13 protein-coding genes are annotated in these 15,025 nt (G+C 71.3%); 5 read left to right on the top strand and 8 right to left on the bottom strand.

All coding sequences use genetic code 11. The features are described from left to right. Positions 1-60: 60 nt before the first annotated feature. The 4 genes from ACZ6N8_RS25710 to ACZ6N8_RS25725 all read right to left on the bottom strand — a co-directional run bounded on the left by ACZ6N8_RS25710 (position 61) and on the right by ACZ6N8_RS25725 (position 4,515). Positions 61-432: a hypothetical protein gene (locus ACZ6N8_RS25710; protein WP_466013071.1), complete on the bottom strand. Its 372-nt coding sequence runs from the start codon at positions 430-432 to the stop codon at positions 61-63. Beyond that, positions 416-1,831 (bottom strand): SIR2 family protein, encoded by a 1,416-nt coding sequence (locus ACZ6N8_RS25715; protein WP_466013072.1) that lies wholly within the window; start codon positions 1,829-1,831, stop codon positions 416-418. The genes ACZ6N8_RS25710 and ACZ6N8_RS25715 overlap by 17 nt, the downstream gene beginning before the upstream one ends. Before the next feature lie 102 nt (positions 1,832-1,933). After that, positions 1,934-3,769 carry a hypothetical protein gene (locus tag ACZ6N8_RS25720; RefSeq protein WP_466013073.1) on the bottom strand — a complete coding sequence of 612 codons (1,836 nt, stop codon included), beginning with the start codon at positions 3,767-3,769 and terminating at the stop codon, positions 1,934-1,936. Positions 3,770-3,771: 2 nt separating this feature from the next. Then, positions 3,772-4,515 carry a hypothetical protein gene (locus ACZ6N8_RS25725; protein WP_466013074.1) on the bottom strand — a complete coding sequence of 248 codons (744 nt, stop codon included), beginning with the start codon at positions 4,513-4,515 and terminating at the stop codon, positions 3,772-3,774. A gap of 107 nt (positions 4,516-4,622) precedes the next feature. Here ACZ6N8_RS25725 and ACZ6N8_RS25730 point away from each other — a divergent pair, with 107 nt between their 5' ends. Further along, a complete protein-coding gene (locus ACZ6N8_RS25730; protein WP_466013075.1) occupies positions 4,623-6,161 on the top strand; it encodes a class I SAM-dependent methyltransferase in 1,539 nt (512 codons plus the stop codon). On the opposite strand, the gene ACZ6N8_RS25735 is transcribed toward ACZ6N8_RS25730, so the two are convergent. Both ACZ6N8_RS25735 and ACZ6N8_RS25740 read right to left on the bottom strand, forming a co-directional pair. After that, the gene (locus ACZ6N8_RS25735) at positions 6,145-7,584 is read right to left on the bottom strand and encodes an FAD-dependent oxidoreductase (protein ID WP_466013076.1); all 1,440 of its coding nucleotides are present in this window, start codon (positions 7,582-7,584) and stop codon (positions 6,145-6,147) included. The genes ACZ6N8_RS25730 and ACZ6N8_RS25735 overlap by 17 nt on opposite strands. A 145-nt stretch (positions 7,585-7,729) precedes the next feature. Then, positions 7,730-8,251: an RNA polymerase sigma factor gene (locus ACZ6N8_RS25740; protein ID WP_466013077.1), complete on the bottom strand. Its 522-nt coding sequence runs from the start codon at positions 8,249-8,251 to the stop codon at positions 7,730-7,732. Between the two features lie 81 nt (positions 8,252-8,332). On the opposite strand from ACZ6N8_RS25740, the gene ACZ6N8_RS25745 reads away from it, so the two are divergent. Beyond that, positions 8,333-9,697: a serine/threonine-protein kinase gene (locus tag ACZ6N8_RS25745; RefSeq protein ID WP_466013078.1), complete on the top strand. Its 1,365-nt coding sequence runs from the start codon at positions 8,333-8,335 to the stop codon at positions 9,695-9,697. Here ACZ6N8_RS25745 and ACZ6N8_RS25750 read toward each other — a convergent pair. Next, the gene (locus ACZ6N8_RS25750) at positions 9,694-10,440 is read right to left on the bottom strand and encodes a hypothetical protein (RefSeq protein ID WP_466013079.1); all 747 of its coding nucleotides are present in this window, start codon (positions 10,438-10,440) and stop codon (positions 9,694-9,696) included. The genes ACZ6N8_RS25745 and ACZ6N8_RS25750 overlap by 4 nt on opposite strands. 191 nt (positions 10,441-10,631) lie before the next feature. Between ACZ6N8_RS25750 and ACZ6N8_RS25755 the strand changes: the two genes are divergently transcribed. Further along, a complete protein-coding gene (locus ACZ6N8_RS25755) occupies positions 10,632-11,429 on the top strand; it encodes an SAM-dependent methyltransferase (RefSeq protein WP_466013080.1) in 798 nt (265 codons plus the stop codon). A gap of 61 nt (positions 11,430-11,490) precedes the next feature. On the opposite strand, the gene ACZ6N8_RS25760 is transcribed toward ACZ6N8_RS25755, so the two are convergent. Further along, entirely contained in the window at positions 11,491-12,222 is a 732-nt protein-coding gene (locus tag ACZ6N8_RS25760) for a cellulose binding domain-containing protein (protein ID WP_466013081.1), read from the bottom strand. Between the two features lie 317 nt (positions 12,223-12,539). Between ACZ6N8_RS25760 and ACZ6N8_RS25765 the strand changes: the two genes are divergently transcribed. Both ACZ6N8_RS25765 and ACZ6N8_RS25770 read left to right on the top strand, forming a co-directional pair. Beyond that, complete coding sequence (locus tag ACZ6N8_RS25765) at positions 12,540-13,958, top strand: WGR domain-containing protein (RefSeq protein ID WP_466013082.1); 1,419 nt, start codon at positions 12,540-12,542, stop codon at positions 13,956-13,958. 60 nt (positions 13,959-14,018) lie between these two features. Further along, positions 14,019-15,020: a DUF3800 domain-containing protein gene (locus tag ACZ6N8_RS25770; protein WP_466013083.1), complete on the top strand. Its 1,002-nt coding sequence runs from the start codon at positions 14,019-14,021 to the stop codon at positions 15,018-15,020. Positions 15,021-15,025: the final 5 nt, after the last annotated feature.

The following is a 15,025-nucleotide window of genomic DNA, read 5'->3' on the forward strand; positions in this document are numbered from 1 at the left end:
TCGTACGGCGCAAGAACCGCGAGCCCCGGGCCGTGCGGCACACGACCCGGAGCGCGACGCCTACAGCGCGGCGAAGTCCGAGTCGGGAGCGAAGCGCGCGGCGTTCTGCCGGTACCGGTTCCGCAGGAACTCCCCCAGGTCGCCGTCGACGAGGTTCGCGATCTGGGCCGAGTGCATGAGCAGGTCCGCGACGGCGGACGCCAGCGACTCACGCAGATCGCCGACGTCGACCGGCTCGCCACGGTGGTCCGTGTGGTCCGCCGGCTCGACGAGCTTGGCGATCTTTCCGACCGTGACCGACAGGTGGATGTGGACGTGGCGCAACTTCGCGAAGGCGGGGTCCTCGATGTCCCACATCGCGTCGTCGTACGCCCGCTGCGCCTCCTGCATCGCGACGAGGCCGGCCTCGGTTCGCTCAAGAAGCTGGCTCACCCCTGCCGTGCTTGCCACCCCAGGGAAAGACGAAGTCTCCATCGACTACCTCCTCATAGAAGTCCACTGCGGATGTCTGTCGGGGATCGACCACCAGGGCGGCACGGCGAACCTCGTAGCCGAAGCCCTTGAGCATCTCGGCGATCGCGTACTGCACCCGCCCACCCACGACCCGGTCGTCGAAGATGAGGGCGCGCGAGCCCGCCGGGAAGTCCCGGATCACATTGGGAAGGAACACGTCCCACTTGTCGGACTCGTGGTGGAGCCAGCCGCCGTTGGACGCCAGTTTCTCGAACGCCAGATTGTGCCGGCTGCGATCGGGTCGGCGGGGAAACGTCACCGCCGCCAGCAGCGGCGGATCCTCGCTGGAGTGCGCCAGGCAGTACGCCGGAGCGAAGTTTCCCGGCCCCGACATCGCCACCAGGAAGTCGGGCGCGAAACTCCTCGCGATACGTCTGTGAAGTCGCATCAGTTTGGGGGCCAGCGACTCCCAGGTGAACTCCTTGATACCCGGTGTCGGGACCGCGTTGGCCTCCCGCACGATGTCGGCCAGATACAGCTCCAGATCGTCGTACGCGTCGCCGTAGGCCAGAGCGTTCACACCGAGCGCCCGGAATCGGGACTGCGCGGACGCGAGTTCCCTGTTTCTGACCAGAACAGCGGGTGCGATACCACTCGACCCGAGGGTGGATGTCAGCCACGTCGTGAGGGCCGCGAAATTCGGGTCTTCCAGGCCCTGGCCGAAACCGACGAAGACGATCGCCTTGGTGGCCAGCAACGCGCGCAACATCGCCTGCGACTCCGAGTCACCGATGACCCGTGCGTAGCTTTCGTAACCGAAGACGATCGTCTCCGGCTCACGCCAGTGCCCGTGCAGGTGGACGATGAATCGGCCCGGCTGCTTGATCTCGTCCTGCAGATGGGAGATCCGCTGCCAGGTGGCGGCGTCCCGACCGGTGCCCTGTTCCAGAAGGCTGTCGTAGTTCGTCGTCAGGACCGGCGCTCCGGAGTCCTTCAGGACGTCGATGATGCCCCTGCGAACCATCGGCAGGCTGCCTACCGTCTCGGCGAGAAACTTGCCGTAGTGATTACCGGGAATCTGCTTGAGGTGGCGTTCCACCTCCTGCGCCACACTGATCATCTGGGCGCTGTCGGCAGTGGACGACAGGGCCTTCAGTTTGCTCGACCGCCACCGCCCGGAAAGGGATTGGTCGAGGTCGGCGGATCGGTCGACGCCGGCCCGGATCAGCCCTTTCCACGATGCACTTTCCGCGCCGTCCGAGGCGAGCAGAGAGACGCCCGCGCCGACGATGAAGATCGCGTCGCCGCGCCGGATTGCTTCCACGATCTCGTTCCGAAGGTAAGGGCTCACCGGAACCTCCGCGTCAACCTTGATCAATTGTGCAAGGCTGCCGTCATAGTAGCGGCGCTGGTCTGGATCTTCGGACGGCGAACAATACCTATCGGTAACTAAGTTGCCCTCGGCGAGACCAACTGTCCGTCATGGCCGGACGCCGTCGAGCCTGTCGATCAGCCGGGTCGCGACGTCGACAAGCGCCTCACCGGCGAACAGGGGCCGTCCGTCGGGCCGACCGGCGACGTAGTCGCGAAGGGCCTCGGCGACCAGGGCGCGGGCTCCGGGAAGGTCACCGTCGGCGGCGGCCAGCACGGCGAGGGTGACCGCACAACCGGCGGCGCCGGGCAGGTCGTCGGCGGCCCGGTAGGTGGCGCGTAGCGCGCGCATGTCGTCGCGAACGTCCACCGGGCCAGGTCGGGCTCCCAGCAGGGCGACCAGCGCCCGCAGCAGCCCCCGATGCTGCCGGACCAGCGCGAGGCGGTTGCCGTTGCGGGCCAGGCGCGCCGCCTGTCCACCCAGGACCGCGGCGCCCCGGCAGAGGATGGCGACGACAGGCCACATCGGCCGTGGCGCCACAAGCACCAGTCGTTCCAGCAGGCGCAGCGATGTCTGCTGGAGCGCCCGGTACGCGTCGCCTGCCTCCTCCGGCTGACGGCGACCGTTGCGGGTGACGACTATGACGTGCGCCGGCCGCGCGTACGCCTCGACCAGGTCCGACACGATCCGTACGCCTCTGGCGTCGCGCGCCGCCCGACCCCGCGCGATGTCGCCCAGCCGCAGCAGGCAGTGCAGCCGGGTCGCCGCGTCCGCCGCGCCGGCCGCCACAGTCCGGAACATCCGGCCGGCTCGGACCCGGTCGTCGCCCCGGGCCCGGTTGTAGAGGATCTCCGCGTGTCGCAGCCGCGCGCCAGGCGCGTCCTCGGGCAGGGCGCTGAGCATCGCCTCGGCCGCGTCCAGGTCGCCGATGTCGGCGATCAGCCACGCCCAGGACTGCGCGACCAGCTCGTCCGGATGCGCCGCGCGCAGTCCCCGCCTCCACCTCTCGAAGCGCACCTGGTAGCCGTCGCCCGGGATGCGTACCGACGGCCAGGCCGGCGGCGGGACCCCGCCGAGGAGCCCCCGCAGCGCGGTGACCGCCAGTCCGTCAGGCACCCCCTGCACCAGGTCGATACCGTGCCGGCGCGCGTCCGCCGGGACTGTCGAGGCGACGGGCAGGCTCAGGCAGCACCAGGTGGTGGACGTGCGCGCGCCCGCCGCCAGCAGCGGGCCGTACACGTCCGGGTCGCCGCCGGAGTACCCGGTGATGAGGAGACGATCGGCGTCGCCGAGACCTTCGACCGCTGCCGCCCGTTCGGCGGTGAGCTGGGCGAGCTCCTCGATGTCCACCACCACCACGTCGGCGAGCGTGCTCTGCCGCCGGTCCAGGCCGCCGTGCACCTTCAGCAGCGCGGGAGGTCGACCGGCGCGCAGCCAGTCGGCGAACTCCCCGTGGCTGGAGACCGCGAGCAGCGCCGGCGGATCGGACGGCGCGAGCGCCCGCCAGGCCGGGAGAGCGTCGTGATAGTCGTGCGGCGCGTCGGCGGGCAGGTCCGCGCGGCCGCAGATCAGGTCGTACGCCAGCTCGATCCCCACGTCGAAGTTGACTGTCACGTGGGTGCCACCGCGCAACAGGTGCAGCGCCGCCAGCAGGTGCGCCTCGTTGGGTACGCTCACCCGCAGCGCGAAGACGCAGTTCAGCGCGTCCGGCCCGACGGTGCCCCAGAGCCGGCCGAGGACCACCTCGAGTTTGTACGACTCCGCGCGCACGGCCTCGAGCTGCGCGTCGGTGACCAGGCCGGCCAGCCGACGGCGGGCCGCCTCGTGCATCGTCGCCAGCACGTCGTCGCGCAGGCCGAACCCGCGGGGCAGGGCGGCTGGCTCGTCACCGCTGATGCCCGCCCCGGTGAACACGGCGGCCGGCGCGACGCGGGGCCCAGCCACCGTCACGACCCGTCGGTTTCGAGGGTCGAGCGCCAGATCTCCTCGAACTGGTCGAGCCAGTACGTGTACCACTGGCCGTCGTCGCGGGTGAGGTGGATGTGCATGCGGGAGCGGATGGCGTCGTTGCGGAAGCCGTGGAACTCGACGTTCGCGTACCCGCCGGCGGCATGGGGATTCACCGCGACCAGGCTGAACCCGGGGTTGAATCCGATCTCGCCCCAGGCGAAGGTGCCCTGCACCGTCCACTGCCGCATCGACGCGAGCCGCGCCCTGGTCTCGCGCAGCGAGTCGGCGGCCCGCTGCACCGGGAAGTCGAGCAGCGCGTCGAGCTGCTCCGATATCGGGTCGCCCGCGTCGAATTCCTGCAACACCACGATCCGGACCGTGCCGTCGGCCCGCGCGAGCGGGCCCCGGCGCAGCACGTCGCAGCGCTCCTCGGTGAGGAAGTTCGAACCGACCGGGGCGAAGATCCACACATCCCGGGCCGTGCGGAGGTCCTCGGTGATCGGGTTCCTGTCGTAGTCACTGCGGTCCAGGAACCGGTCCTCCCGGTGGTTGGCGAACGCCAGCCGCAGCAGCAGGAATCCCAACCCGGCGAAGAGCAGCGACCACCGGACGCTGTCCGGCAGATCCGCGCCGACGAGCAGCAACGCCGCGAAGACGAACGCGACGACTGTGGTGGCGTACAGGTCGATGAACCGACGGTGCCGCAGGTCCGCGAGGATGTGCCTGATTCGCCGCCGCACTCCGTCATGATGCCGTGGGCGAGGTCTCGCGGTGCTCCCCCGTTCAGGCGACGCGCGGTACCGACTCGCTATGCTCGTGCGTCCCACTCGGCTCCGCACCACATGGGGTGATCACGATCGGCCTGCCGCCACGGTTCGTGCTCTTCCCGGGCCGTCACCATCTGCTGACCCGTTTCCAGGCGGACTACCTCGGTCGACTCGCCCGCTCCGGCGACACCACGATCGTCTGGGCGGTGACCTCCGCCAACCACGACAACACCAGGCGCAACCCGGTGCCGTACCACCGCCGCGAGGCCGCGATCGAGCGGTTCAGCGCGCCGACCGGGCTGCGTTCGCTGGTCGTCCCGGTCTTCGACACCGCGCCCACCGACGCCTTCGCCGAGGTGACCCTCAAGACCATCACCGTCGCCACGGGCCTCGATCTCACCCCCGCCGACACCGTCGTGGCCTGCTCCACGCCCGCCGTCGCGAAGCTCTACGAACGGATCGGCTTCCCGATCGCACAGGTCGAGGCCGACCCTGAGCTGGACGTCGTCCCGGAACGCCCCTGGGATGTGCTGCTCCGCCTGGCCTCGGGTGACCCGGCCTGGCGCACGCTTGCCCACCCGGCGACGATCGACGTCTTCGAGCGCTACCGCCTGGTCGAGCAGGTCCGGTCGGTGGTCAACGACCCGCTCGTCGGTGACGAGGGCGGTCTCACCGCCACCCGGGACTACCGGACGTACGTGGACGCCTTCACCGAGGCCGCCGAGCGCAAGTGGACCGCCGTACGCCGGCACGTGCAGCCCGGGCGCATCGTCGACATCGGCTGTGGCGCCGGTTCCGTGCTGGAGCTGGCCGACCGGGAGGCCGCGCTGCACGAGAGTGACCTGATCGGCGTCGAGGTCGCCCGACACCTCTACCAGGAGTGCGTGCACAAGAAGGCGCAAGGCGTCTTCCGCAATGCCAACGTGTACTTCTACCAGCGCAACGTCCTCGGCGGCGCGATCTTCGCCGACCGTTCCGTGGACACCACGCTCACCTTCGCCCTGACCCACGAGATCTGGTCGTACGGGCGTCAGCGGGAGTCGCTGTTGCAGTTCGCCCGCCGCATCCACGACCACACCGTGCCGGGCGGTGTCTGGATCAACAGCGACGTGTGCGGGCCGGCCGACCGGCGACGCCAGGTGGTCCTGCGCCTGGCCACCGAGGACGGCGCCAACCCGCCGGCCCCACGTCACGACCTCGCCGAACTATCCGAAGGCGAGGTCAGGCGGTACGTCGGCGGGTTGTCGACGCGGGCACGGCTGGACCAGTTCGCCGTCGACTTCGCGTTCCCCTTCGCGTACGAGGTTGTCGACGAGAGCGCCGTCCGGCTCGAACTCGGCTCGGCGATGGACTACCTGACCCGCAAGGACTACGTCGACAACTGGCTGTCCGAGACACGTGAGCAGTTCTGCGGCCTCGGCTTCGACGAGTGGCTGGAGCTGCTGGCCGAGGCCGGATTCGAGATCGACCCGGCGTCCGCGCCGCTGCGGAACGACTGGGTGATCGACAACCGGATCGCCCCGGTGGCAACGCTTACCGACACCGACGGCCGGCCGCTGGACTGGCCGGACACCCACCTGCTGGGGATCGCCCGGCGGCCCCTCACCGAGGAGCCCTGACGACGGCCGTCGCGGCCGGGCGGCGGAACAGGCCGAGCCGCAACGCCCGCAGCAGGGTGCCGGGGCGGCTCAGGGTCGCCGGATGCTCCAACATGGTGGTGACCCGACCCAGCCGGTCGTTGAGCACCGGATCGGTGAGCGACGTGCGGAACAGCAGGTCCCCGAACCACTTGGTGATCCGGTAACCAGGCGGGTACGGCCCGTCGACGTGCGGCAGCTCGATGTCGGCCGACGTGGAGATCTGCCAGGCGGCGTCGACGATCACGCGGACCTGCTCGAAGTACGCCCGCGCCGGCTGCTCGTGCGGTGCCGGGCCGGAGCGCAGGTACGCGGACAGGCAGGAGGCGTGCAGCGTCGCGGAGGTCATGCCCTGGCCGTACACCGGGTTGAACGACGCGACGGCGTCGCCTGCCGCGACCAGCCCGGCCGGCAGCCGGTCGAGCTTGTCGAAGTCACGCCGCCGGCTGTCGGCCTGGTGGTACGTGACCACGCCGCCGAGCATCTCCCCCCGCTCGGCGATGTCGCCGAACATCTGCGGATAGTGCTGGCGGCAGCGGGTGACGAAGTCGGTGACGTCGCGGCTGGGCCGGTCCTCGTCGTAGCCGGCCACCAGCATGATCCAACGGTCCCCCTCGACCGAGTTGATCCCGCCGATGCGCGCGGTACGGCCCTTGCCGGCCATGGTGTGGTAGACCGCCACCCAGGCGTCGCTGACCGTCTCGTCGCGTCTGAACAGCGCCGTCGCGTAGTTCAGTCTGATCGGCATCCGGCGCATCGGCGGCCGGGGCCAGCCGTTGTCGGCCAGCCAGTCGCCCAGTCGGCTGGACCGCCCCATCGCGTCGACCACCAGGTCGGCCGGCTCGACGACCGGCTCGGCGCCGCCCTCGGGCACGTAGCGGGCGCCGGTGACGCGTCCGTCGGCGAAGACCAGGCCCTCGGCCCGCCCGTACACCATCGTGATGTTGTCGACGGCGAGGGACCGCCGGCGGACCAGCGCCTCCAGGAACGGCCGCGTGGTGATCAGCGCCGGCCCGGCGCCGGACGGCGCCGGCGGCAGGCCCAGCTCGCCGTTCACGAAGATCTTCGCCCGGGCGCCGCCGTCGCTCGGCGGCTGCGGCGCGCCGAGCGCGAGCGCCTCCTCGGCGAAGCCGGGAAACCAGCGCTCCAACTGCACCTGGCCGGCTGGCAGCAGGGCGTGCACCTGGCTGCCCTGCGGAACGCCGGGCCGTGGGCCGCCGTCGGCATCGGACGGGTCACGCTCGACGATCAGCACCTCCTCGGCGTGGTCGCTCAACACCCGCGCGGCCATCAGGCCGGCGATGCTGCCGCCGAGCACCACCGCACGGCGCATCACCACGCTGGTCCGCGCCGGTCGTTCGGCGGTCGTCAACTGGGCGAAGACCCGGGACGGGGAGAGCGGCATGCGATCACTCCTGAAAGGGGCGGAGAGCCGGCACCACGACCGTAGCCAGTTCCGCGCCGGTAGTCACCGCCACAGCCGACGACGAGTGTCCACTGGAGGTCGGGCGAACACCGGGAGTCCTGTCGACAGGCATGACCGGCGGGGCTCACCCGCCCTGCAACGTCGTGCGAACGTGTCTGCGGGCGTGATGGATGCGGGACTTCAACGTGCCGACCGGGATGCCGAGCTGCGCGGCGATCTCCTGGTAGTCCAGTTGGCAGACATCACGAAGCACCAGCGCCGTCACCAACTCCGGTCGGTGGGCCTCCAACCGCTCCAGGGCGTCGAGCAGATCCAGACGCGATCCGGCGATGACACTCGTCGTACGGGGGTCGGCCACCGCGACGGGCAGCAGCGCGCTCGGCCGCTCGGCTGCTCGGCGCCGCAGCGAGCGGTAGGTCTGGCGGGAGCAGTTGGCGACCACCGTGTGCAGCCAGGTCGAGAACAGCGACCGCCCCTCGAACCGGTCGATATGGCGGGCCACCTGCATCAACGCGTCCTGTGCCGCCTCCTCGGCGTCCTGCCGGCAGGGCAGGAACCGCGCACACTGGTCGAGCACCCGCGGACCGATCGCGGCCAGTAGCTCGTCGAGTGCCGCGCTGTCGCCGGCCGCCGCCCGGCGTGCCATGTCCTCGATGGAATGCCCGTCCGCCACCCGCGCCCCCGCTCGTGTGCGTCACCGGCGTACCGGTCATCGGATAATACGGTGGTGTCCATCCCGTCACAGGTCGGCAGGTATCGCGTCGTGCGCCCCGTCGGCGCAGGAGCGTTCGCCACCGTGTGGCTGGCGTACGACGACGAGTTGCAGTCCCCAGTTGCCGTGAAGGTGCTGGCCGACAACTGGTCGCAGCGTGCCGACATCCGGGCTCGCTTCCGCCAGGAGGCCCGGTTCATGCGACAGGTCGACTCCGATCACCTGGTCCGTGTGCTGGACGTCGGCGAGTTGCCCGACGGCCGGCCGTACCTGGTGATGACGTATGCCGGCGGCGGCACTCTCGCCGACCGGCTGACCGACGGCCCGCTGCCGGTGTACGAGGCGCTGCGCATCGCCGTCGACATCGCCAGGGCGGTCGCCGTCCTGCACGACAACGGAGTGCTGCACCGCGACCTCAAGCCCTCCAACGTCCTCTTCGACACCGCTGCCGCCGGCGGCCGGGTGCTGGTCGCCGACCTGGGCCTGGCCAAGACACTCGCGCACGCCTCCGGGTTCACGGTGGTCGCGGGCACACCCGGTTACATGGCGCCTGAGCAGCTCGTCCCGGGCGGTGGGCTGGACGCCCGGGCCGACGTGTTCGCGATCGGCGCCCTGACCCATCACATGGTGACAGGTCTGCCGCCGGGGCAGACCGCGGTGACGACGCACCGCGCACCGGCCACCGTCGAACGGGTCGTACGTCGGGCGCTGCACCGCGATCCGGACCGCCGCTGGCCGTCCGCGGCCACGTACGCCTCCGCGCTGGAGGAACTGCTCGCGGCGCACCGGGTCCCGGCCCGCCCCCTGCTGCGGCGTACCCGCCGGCTCGTCGCCGCCGTCGGCATCGTCGCCGCGACGCTGCTCGCGGCAGGGTCGTCCGCCGTTCCCCCGACACCACCGGGCTGGACGCGGGTGAGCGACGTGACGGGCACCGTCTCCGTCGCCGTACCCGACGACTGGGCGAGGCAACTGCGCGATGCCGGCTGGAACCCGGCAGTGGTCGGCCTGCCCGGCGGACGTGGGCCCGGCCTGCTCGTCGGGTCCGACCTCACCGTCTGGCCCGACGTCCGCAGTCAGGTGTCCGGGGTCTTCGCCGGGGTGAGCCGGTCCCTCACCGGCGGTCGCCGGCCAACGCTGCCTGATCACAGCGGTTGCATCCGTCAGGCCGACCGCGCGATCGCCGTCGGCACCCTGCGCGGAAGCGTCGGGCGATGGACGCGGTGCGGCGGCACCGCCACCTCCTTCAGCGAGGTCACCCTGCTCGCGGCCGATGGCTCGTTCGGGGTCTACGTCCAGCTCAAGCAGATCGGGGAGACGGATCGCACCGACGAGATCCTCGGTACGTTGCGGGTGGACGGGTCGGCGGTCGAGCACGGCTAGTACCGCTCCCAGTTCCCGCTGCCGTCGGCCTTGCGCCACCGACGGGTCTCGGTGCTCCCATCCAGCCTGCGGACAGTCGCTTCCACGTTCTGCCCCACCACCCGGTAGGAGAGGAACGTCATGACCTGGGAGCCTGTCGAGCTGGAACGGTCCCCCTTGATGACCGGCCACGCGTACCGGCCCCGTCCGTTGTCCGAGAGCTGGACCGGCACGAGGGCCTGCTGCCGTGCGGCGCCGGGGTTGCCCAGTTCGACGAGTACGAGCGCGTCGTCCGTCGAGGGCGCGTTCGCCGGCTCCTCGACCACGAACTCGGCGTACACCGGCTGCGCACCACCGGGCAGGATCGTGCACGGTATGTCGAGGCCGTTGGACCCGTTGCGGAACGTCACGCTGTCGTCGGACTCCCCGCAGAAGCCCAGGTTGCTGATCACCGCGTTGCGCCAGTCGGTGTCTCGGATGTCGCTCGCCTGACCACCTTGTCCCGGGGTGCGGGTGGGCAGAACACCCGGGGCGGCACTGCGGGTTGCCGGCGCACCCGGCCCGGAACCGTCGGTCGCCGGAGCACCCGGCCCGGTGGTACCGGGCGCCGGCGTACTCGACGCCGATGGGTTCGACGGGCTGGCGGTGCCGGGTGGCGAGCCCGCGGGTGCCGCGTCGCCGCCGAGACGATCGATCGGCGACGAGCACCCGGCGACGACGATTGTCAGGCCGGACAGCACACCGATGAGCGGTCTTGCGCGCATGGGCGTTCCCTTTCCCTGGAGGATCTGTCAGAGAGTTGGATGCCCCGGACCGGGCGCCGGTTCACGCCGTTGTTCCCACCCGGGTCGCTTCCGGCCAGCTCCTCGACACTCACGTCGACAGTGGACCGCACGGGGGTACGATCCCGGTCTGTTGTAGGTCTGTTCGTCGAACCCCTCGATAGGAGCCTGGCATGGCCGGCCCGGATGCCGAACTCGCCGCGAAGCTTCAGCCCGACGTGCCGCACGCGGCGCGGATCTGGAACTACTGGATGGGCGGCAAGGACAACTTCCAGTCCGACCGGGCGGCCGGCGACGCCGTGGCCGAGGTCTACCCGGAGATCGTCCTCATGGCGCAGCAGTCCCGCGTGTTCCTCGTGCGGGCGGTGCGCTACCTGGCCGCCGAGGCCGGCATCCGGCAGTTCCTGGACATCGGCACCGGCCTGCCCACCATGCAGAACACGCACGCCGTGGCCCAGGGGATCACTCCCGACGCGCGGATCGTCTACGTCGACAACGACCCGATGGTCCTCGTGCACGCCCGGGCGCTGTTGTCCAGCGCGACGTCCGAGGGTGTCACCACCTACGTGCCCGCCGACTACCACGACCCGGAGAAGATCCTCGCCGAGGCGGCGCGGACTCTCGACTTCGACGAGCCGATCGCCGTGATGTACATGGGCGTGATGGGTTACGAGCCGGATCTGGACGTGGTGCGCTCGATCGTCGGACGGACGATGGACGCGATGCCGTCGGGCAGTCACCTGGTGCTGTGGGACGGCACCAACACCAGCCCGGCGGTGGTCTCCGGGGCCGAGCGGCTGGCGCAGTCCGGCGGTGTGCCGTACATCCTGCGCAGCCCGCAGGACCTCGCGAGCTGCTTCTCGGGGTTGACGATGGTCGAGCCCGGTCTGGTGCCGATCCCGCTGTGGCGCCCCGAGGCGGCCGACGCGGAGGGCATCGACGCGTACGGCGCGGTGGCCCGCAAGCCCTGACCGATGTGCCGCCGCCCCGCTCTCGCCACGACGGCGGAAGCGGGGCGGCGTTGTTCACCCGCTAGCAGGTGAGCGTCAGCCCGTCGGGCACCGCGCTCGTCGACACGACCAGCCCGAACGTCGTGGCGGCGCCGGGCGCCAGCGTCCCGTTGTACGGGGCGTTGCGCACCGTGACGTCAGCACCCGCCGTCTCGGCCACCCCGCCCCAGACCGTCTGGACGCGTTCGTCCCCGGACCAGCGCCAGGAGACCCGCCACGCGTCGATCGACTCCGTTCCGGTGTTGCGGACGGTGGCCGTGGCGACGAACCCGTTGCCCCAGCGGGCGTCGATGGTGGCCGTCGCCCGGCAGGTCGACTGGGCGAGGGTACGGGCCGGCCCACCGACGATGTACGGGTCGCGGCGGCCCTCGACGTCGCCGAACCGGTACCAGTACTCGGTGTCGGGCGTCAGCCGGCCGATGGTGATGGTCCCGTCGCGCTCCGGGCCGGACACCGCCTCGGCCACCGGGTTCAGCCACTTCATGGCGTCGTCCCGGCTGGCGAAGAGCTGGACCGCAATCGGCGGGTCGTAGCCGCAGGGCGGCCGCAGGAAGATCGAGTACGAGAGGGTCAGGCTCGTGGTGGTCGCCCCGGCCACGGTGGCGGTGATCGGCAGCACCGGCGGGCAGGTGAGCGTGGGCGTCGGCGTGGGCGTGACCGACGGGGTGGGCGTGGGCGTCGCCTCGGTGGCGCTGCTCGTCGGTGTCCAGGCGACCAGCGCCAGGGTGGTGACGGCGAGGAACGTACGGAGCATCGGTACCTCCGGTGGTTACCGGGCACCGGGCGACCGAACTGGCCGGTGCCGCACACGGGTGTCCGGCCACCGACGAGGACTGCCCGGCACGGGTGGCGTGGCCACCTCGTGCGTCCCGTGGGCCGGAGAGGACGCGGGTCGCGCTGGCTCCCGAGCACGACCGAACCACAGCATGGCAGTCGACATCCATCGATACAAGGCCGTCGCATGGGGCGTCGTCGCCGCACCGGATCTTGTCGGGGGTGGCGGTTAGCGTGTGGGCACCGTCGCCGCGCCGGCCATGTCGGGCCGGCAGCTGACCCCTCTCGGAGGCCCCCATGTCCCAGGAGACGACCTACCTCGAACTGTCCGAAGTGGATGGTGCGCACAAGTTCTACGAGGTCGTGGTCGACAACGCCACGCTGACCGTGCGCTACGGGCGGATCGGCGACCAGGGGCAGGTCAAAGCCAGCGCTTACCCGGACAACGCCCGCGCCCGCGCGGCCGCGGCGAAGAAGATCGGGGAGAAGGTCCGCAAGGGGTACGCGCCGGCGGTCCCCGGCGTCCGCCAGAAGCGCAGCGTCTCGCGGCGACAGATCGTCAGCACCCGGTCCACGGCGCACACCGCTCCGGTGCTCTGGCGGTACGACTCCGGTGCTCCCGCCTTCGGCATCTTCGTCGACGACGAACACTGCATGGTCGGCAACGAGCACGGGGTGATCACCACCCTCGGGCACGACGCCCAGGTGCGCGGCCAGGTCCGCCTCCCCGACGGAGTGAAGTGCATAGTCGCCGACGACGCCTGGGTCTACGCCGGCTGCGACGACGGCAACGTCTACGACCTCTCCGGAAAGGTGCCCCGGGTCGCGTACGCGATCGCCCCCGAGATCGACATCTACTGGCTCGACATCCACGACGGCGTCCTCGGCGTCTCGGACGCCGACGGCGGGATCGCCGCCATCGACCACGAGGACGAGTTCCTCTGGCGTCGGCCCGGGCGGGGCCGCTCGGCCTGGATGGTGCGCTGCGACGCCGACGCGCTCTACCACGGCCACTCGCAGGGCGTGACCGGCTTCGACTGGCGTACCGGCCGGGAGCTGTGGCACACGAGGACCGGCTCGGTGCTGTTCGGTTGGCAGGAGCGCGGCAGCGTGTTCGCCGGGACGGGCACCCGCGAGGTGGTGCGCCTGGCCAAGGACGGCCGCGTCGAGCGCAGCTACCGGTGCGACGCCCCGGTCTTCTCCTGCGCGACGGCCCAGGGCGGCGAGTACGTCTTCGCCGGCGACAGCCAGTCCTCGATCTACTGCTTCGACGCGGCCGGCACCCGCCTGTGGAAGCTCGGCACCGGCTGCGGCTCGGCGTACTCGATGCAGTATCACGACGGTCGGCTCTACGTGGTGACCACCGGCGGTCACCTGGCCTGCGTCGACGCCAGCGAGCCGGCGATCCGGGCGGCCCAGCTCGGCGACGTGCCGCAGGTGCGCGACATCAAGGCGCCCCGCGAGACGCCGCGTACCGTGCAGCCGACGATCGTCGAGGTGGCCGGCGACTCGGGCGCCGGGGTCGTGGTGCAGTGCCTGGACGACCGGGGACGGCTGCGGGTTCAGGTGCTGTCCGACGGGTATCGGCGGGACTGGGCCGTGCAGTTCCCCAAGGGCATCCGGGAGCCGGGCGCCCGCTACCTGGTGACCGAGGTCCGCGAGTCCGGCCGGGGTGGCTTCTACCGGGCGTACGGCGACATCCGCCGGCTCCGCTGATCCCGGCCACCCGTACACAATCGGCTTGTCCGCCGCGGGTGTGCGGACGAGCATGGCGGCATGGGCGGGGGTTCGGGTGTGCGGTCGCCACTTCAGGGCGGGCTCCCGCCGAGCGGCCCGCTGGTCGGCGCGGTCGTGGAGGTCGCCTGCGACGAGTCGGGGTTCTCGGGCACCAACCTGCTGCACTCGACCGCCCCGGTGATCACGCACGCGAGTGTCGACCTGGCCGTCGACGAGGCCGTCGCGCTCGTCACCGCGCTGCGGTCCGGGTTCCGGTTCTCGCCGCACGAGTTCAAGTCCGGGCACTTCCTGCGCCGACCGGGTGCGGACGAGGCCCTGGAGTGGTTCCTCGCGGCGTTGACCGGTCGCGCACATGTCCACCTGATCGACAAGGAGTTCTTCCTCGTCACCCGGATCGTCGACCTCCTGCTGACCGAGCCGTCGTACGCGGCCGGCACCCGCCTGGCCCGCGACCACCACCAGGCCGCAGTCGCGCTGCACGATGCCGGCCGCTCGGCCGGGAGCGACTGGGCGCTCTTCCTGTCGGCGTTCGTCGATCTCGTGCGGATGAAGCGGCGGTTGCCTGTCGACCTGACGGTACGGCGGTTCTTCGAGGCCCGGGACGCGCTGCTGGGTCACCGGCTCGGTGCGGCGGCGGACGCCGTCCTGGACGGGCTCGACCCCCGGCGGGTGCGGGCCCTGGTGGCCCGGCTCGACGGGGACGACAGGTCGGTCCCCCCGCCGCTGGAGCCGTTGCTGCCGGCATTGGCGGAGACGGTCCTGTCGTGGAGCGACGGCCGGCGGCAGGTGCTGGTGACGCACGACGAGCAGAGCGCCCTGACCGCCGACCGGTTGACCCGTCTCCAGCGGGCGCTGGCCGGCGCGCCGGAGGCCGGTGCGCTGCCGCCCGGGGTGTCACCCCTGGCCGGCCTGCTCATGGTGGACTCCCGCGACGACCCGCGCGTCCAGGTCGCGGACCTCCTCGCGGGGGTGGCGCGGCGGATGCCGGGAATCATCGACGACCGACTCCGCCAGCCGCTGCCTCCCCAGCGCGATCCGTAGGGGTG

Source organism: Micromonospora sp. NPDC047521 (genome assembly GCF_055587305.1).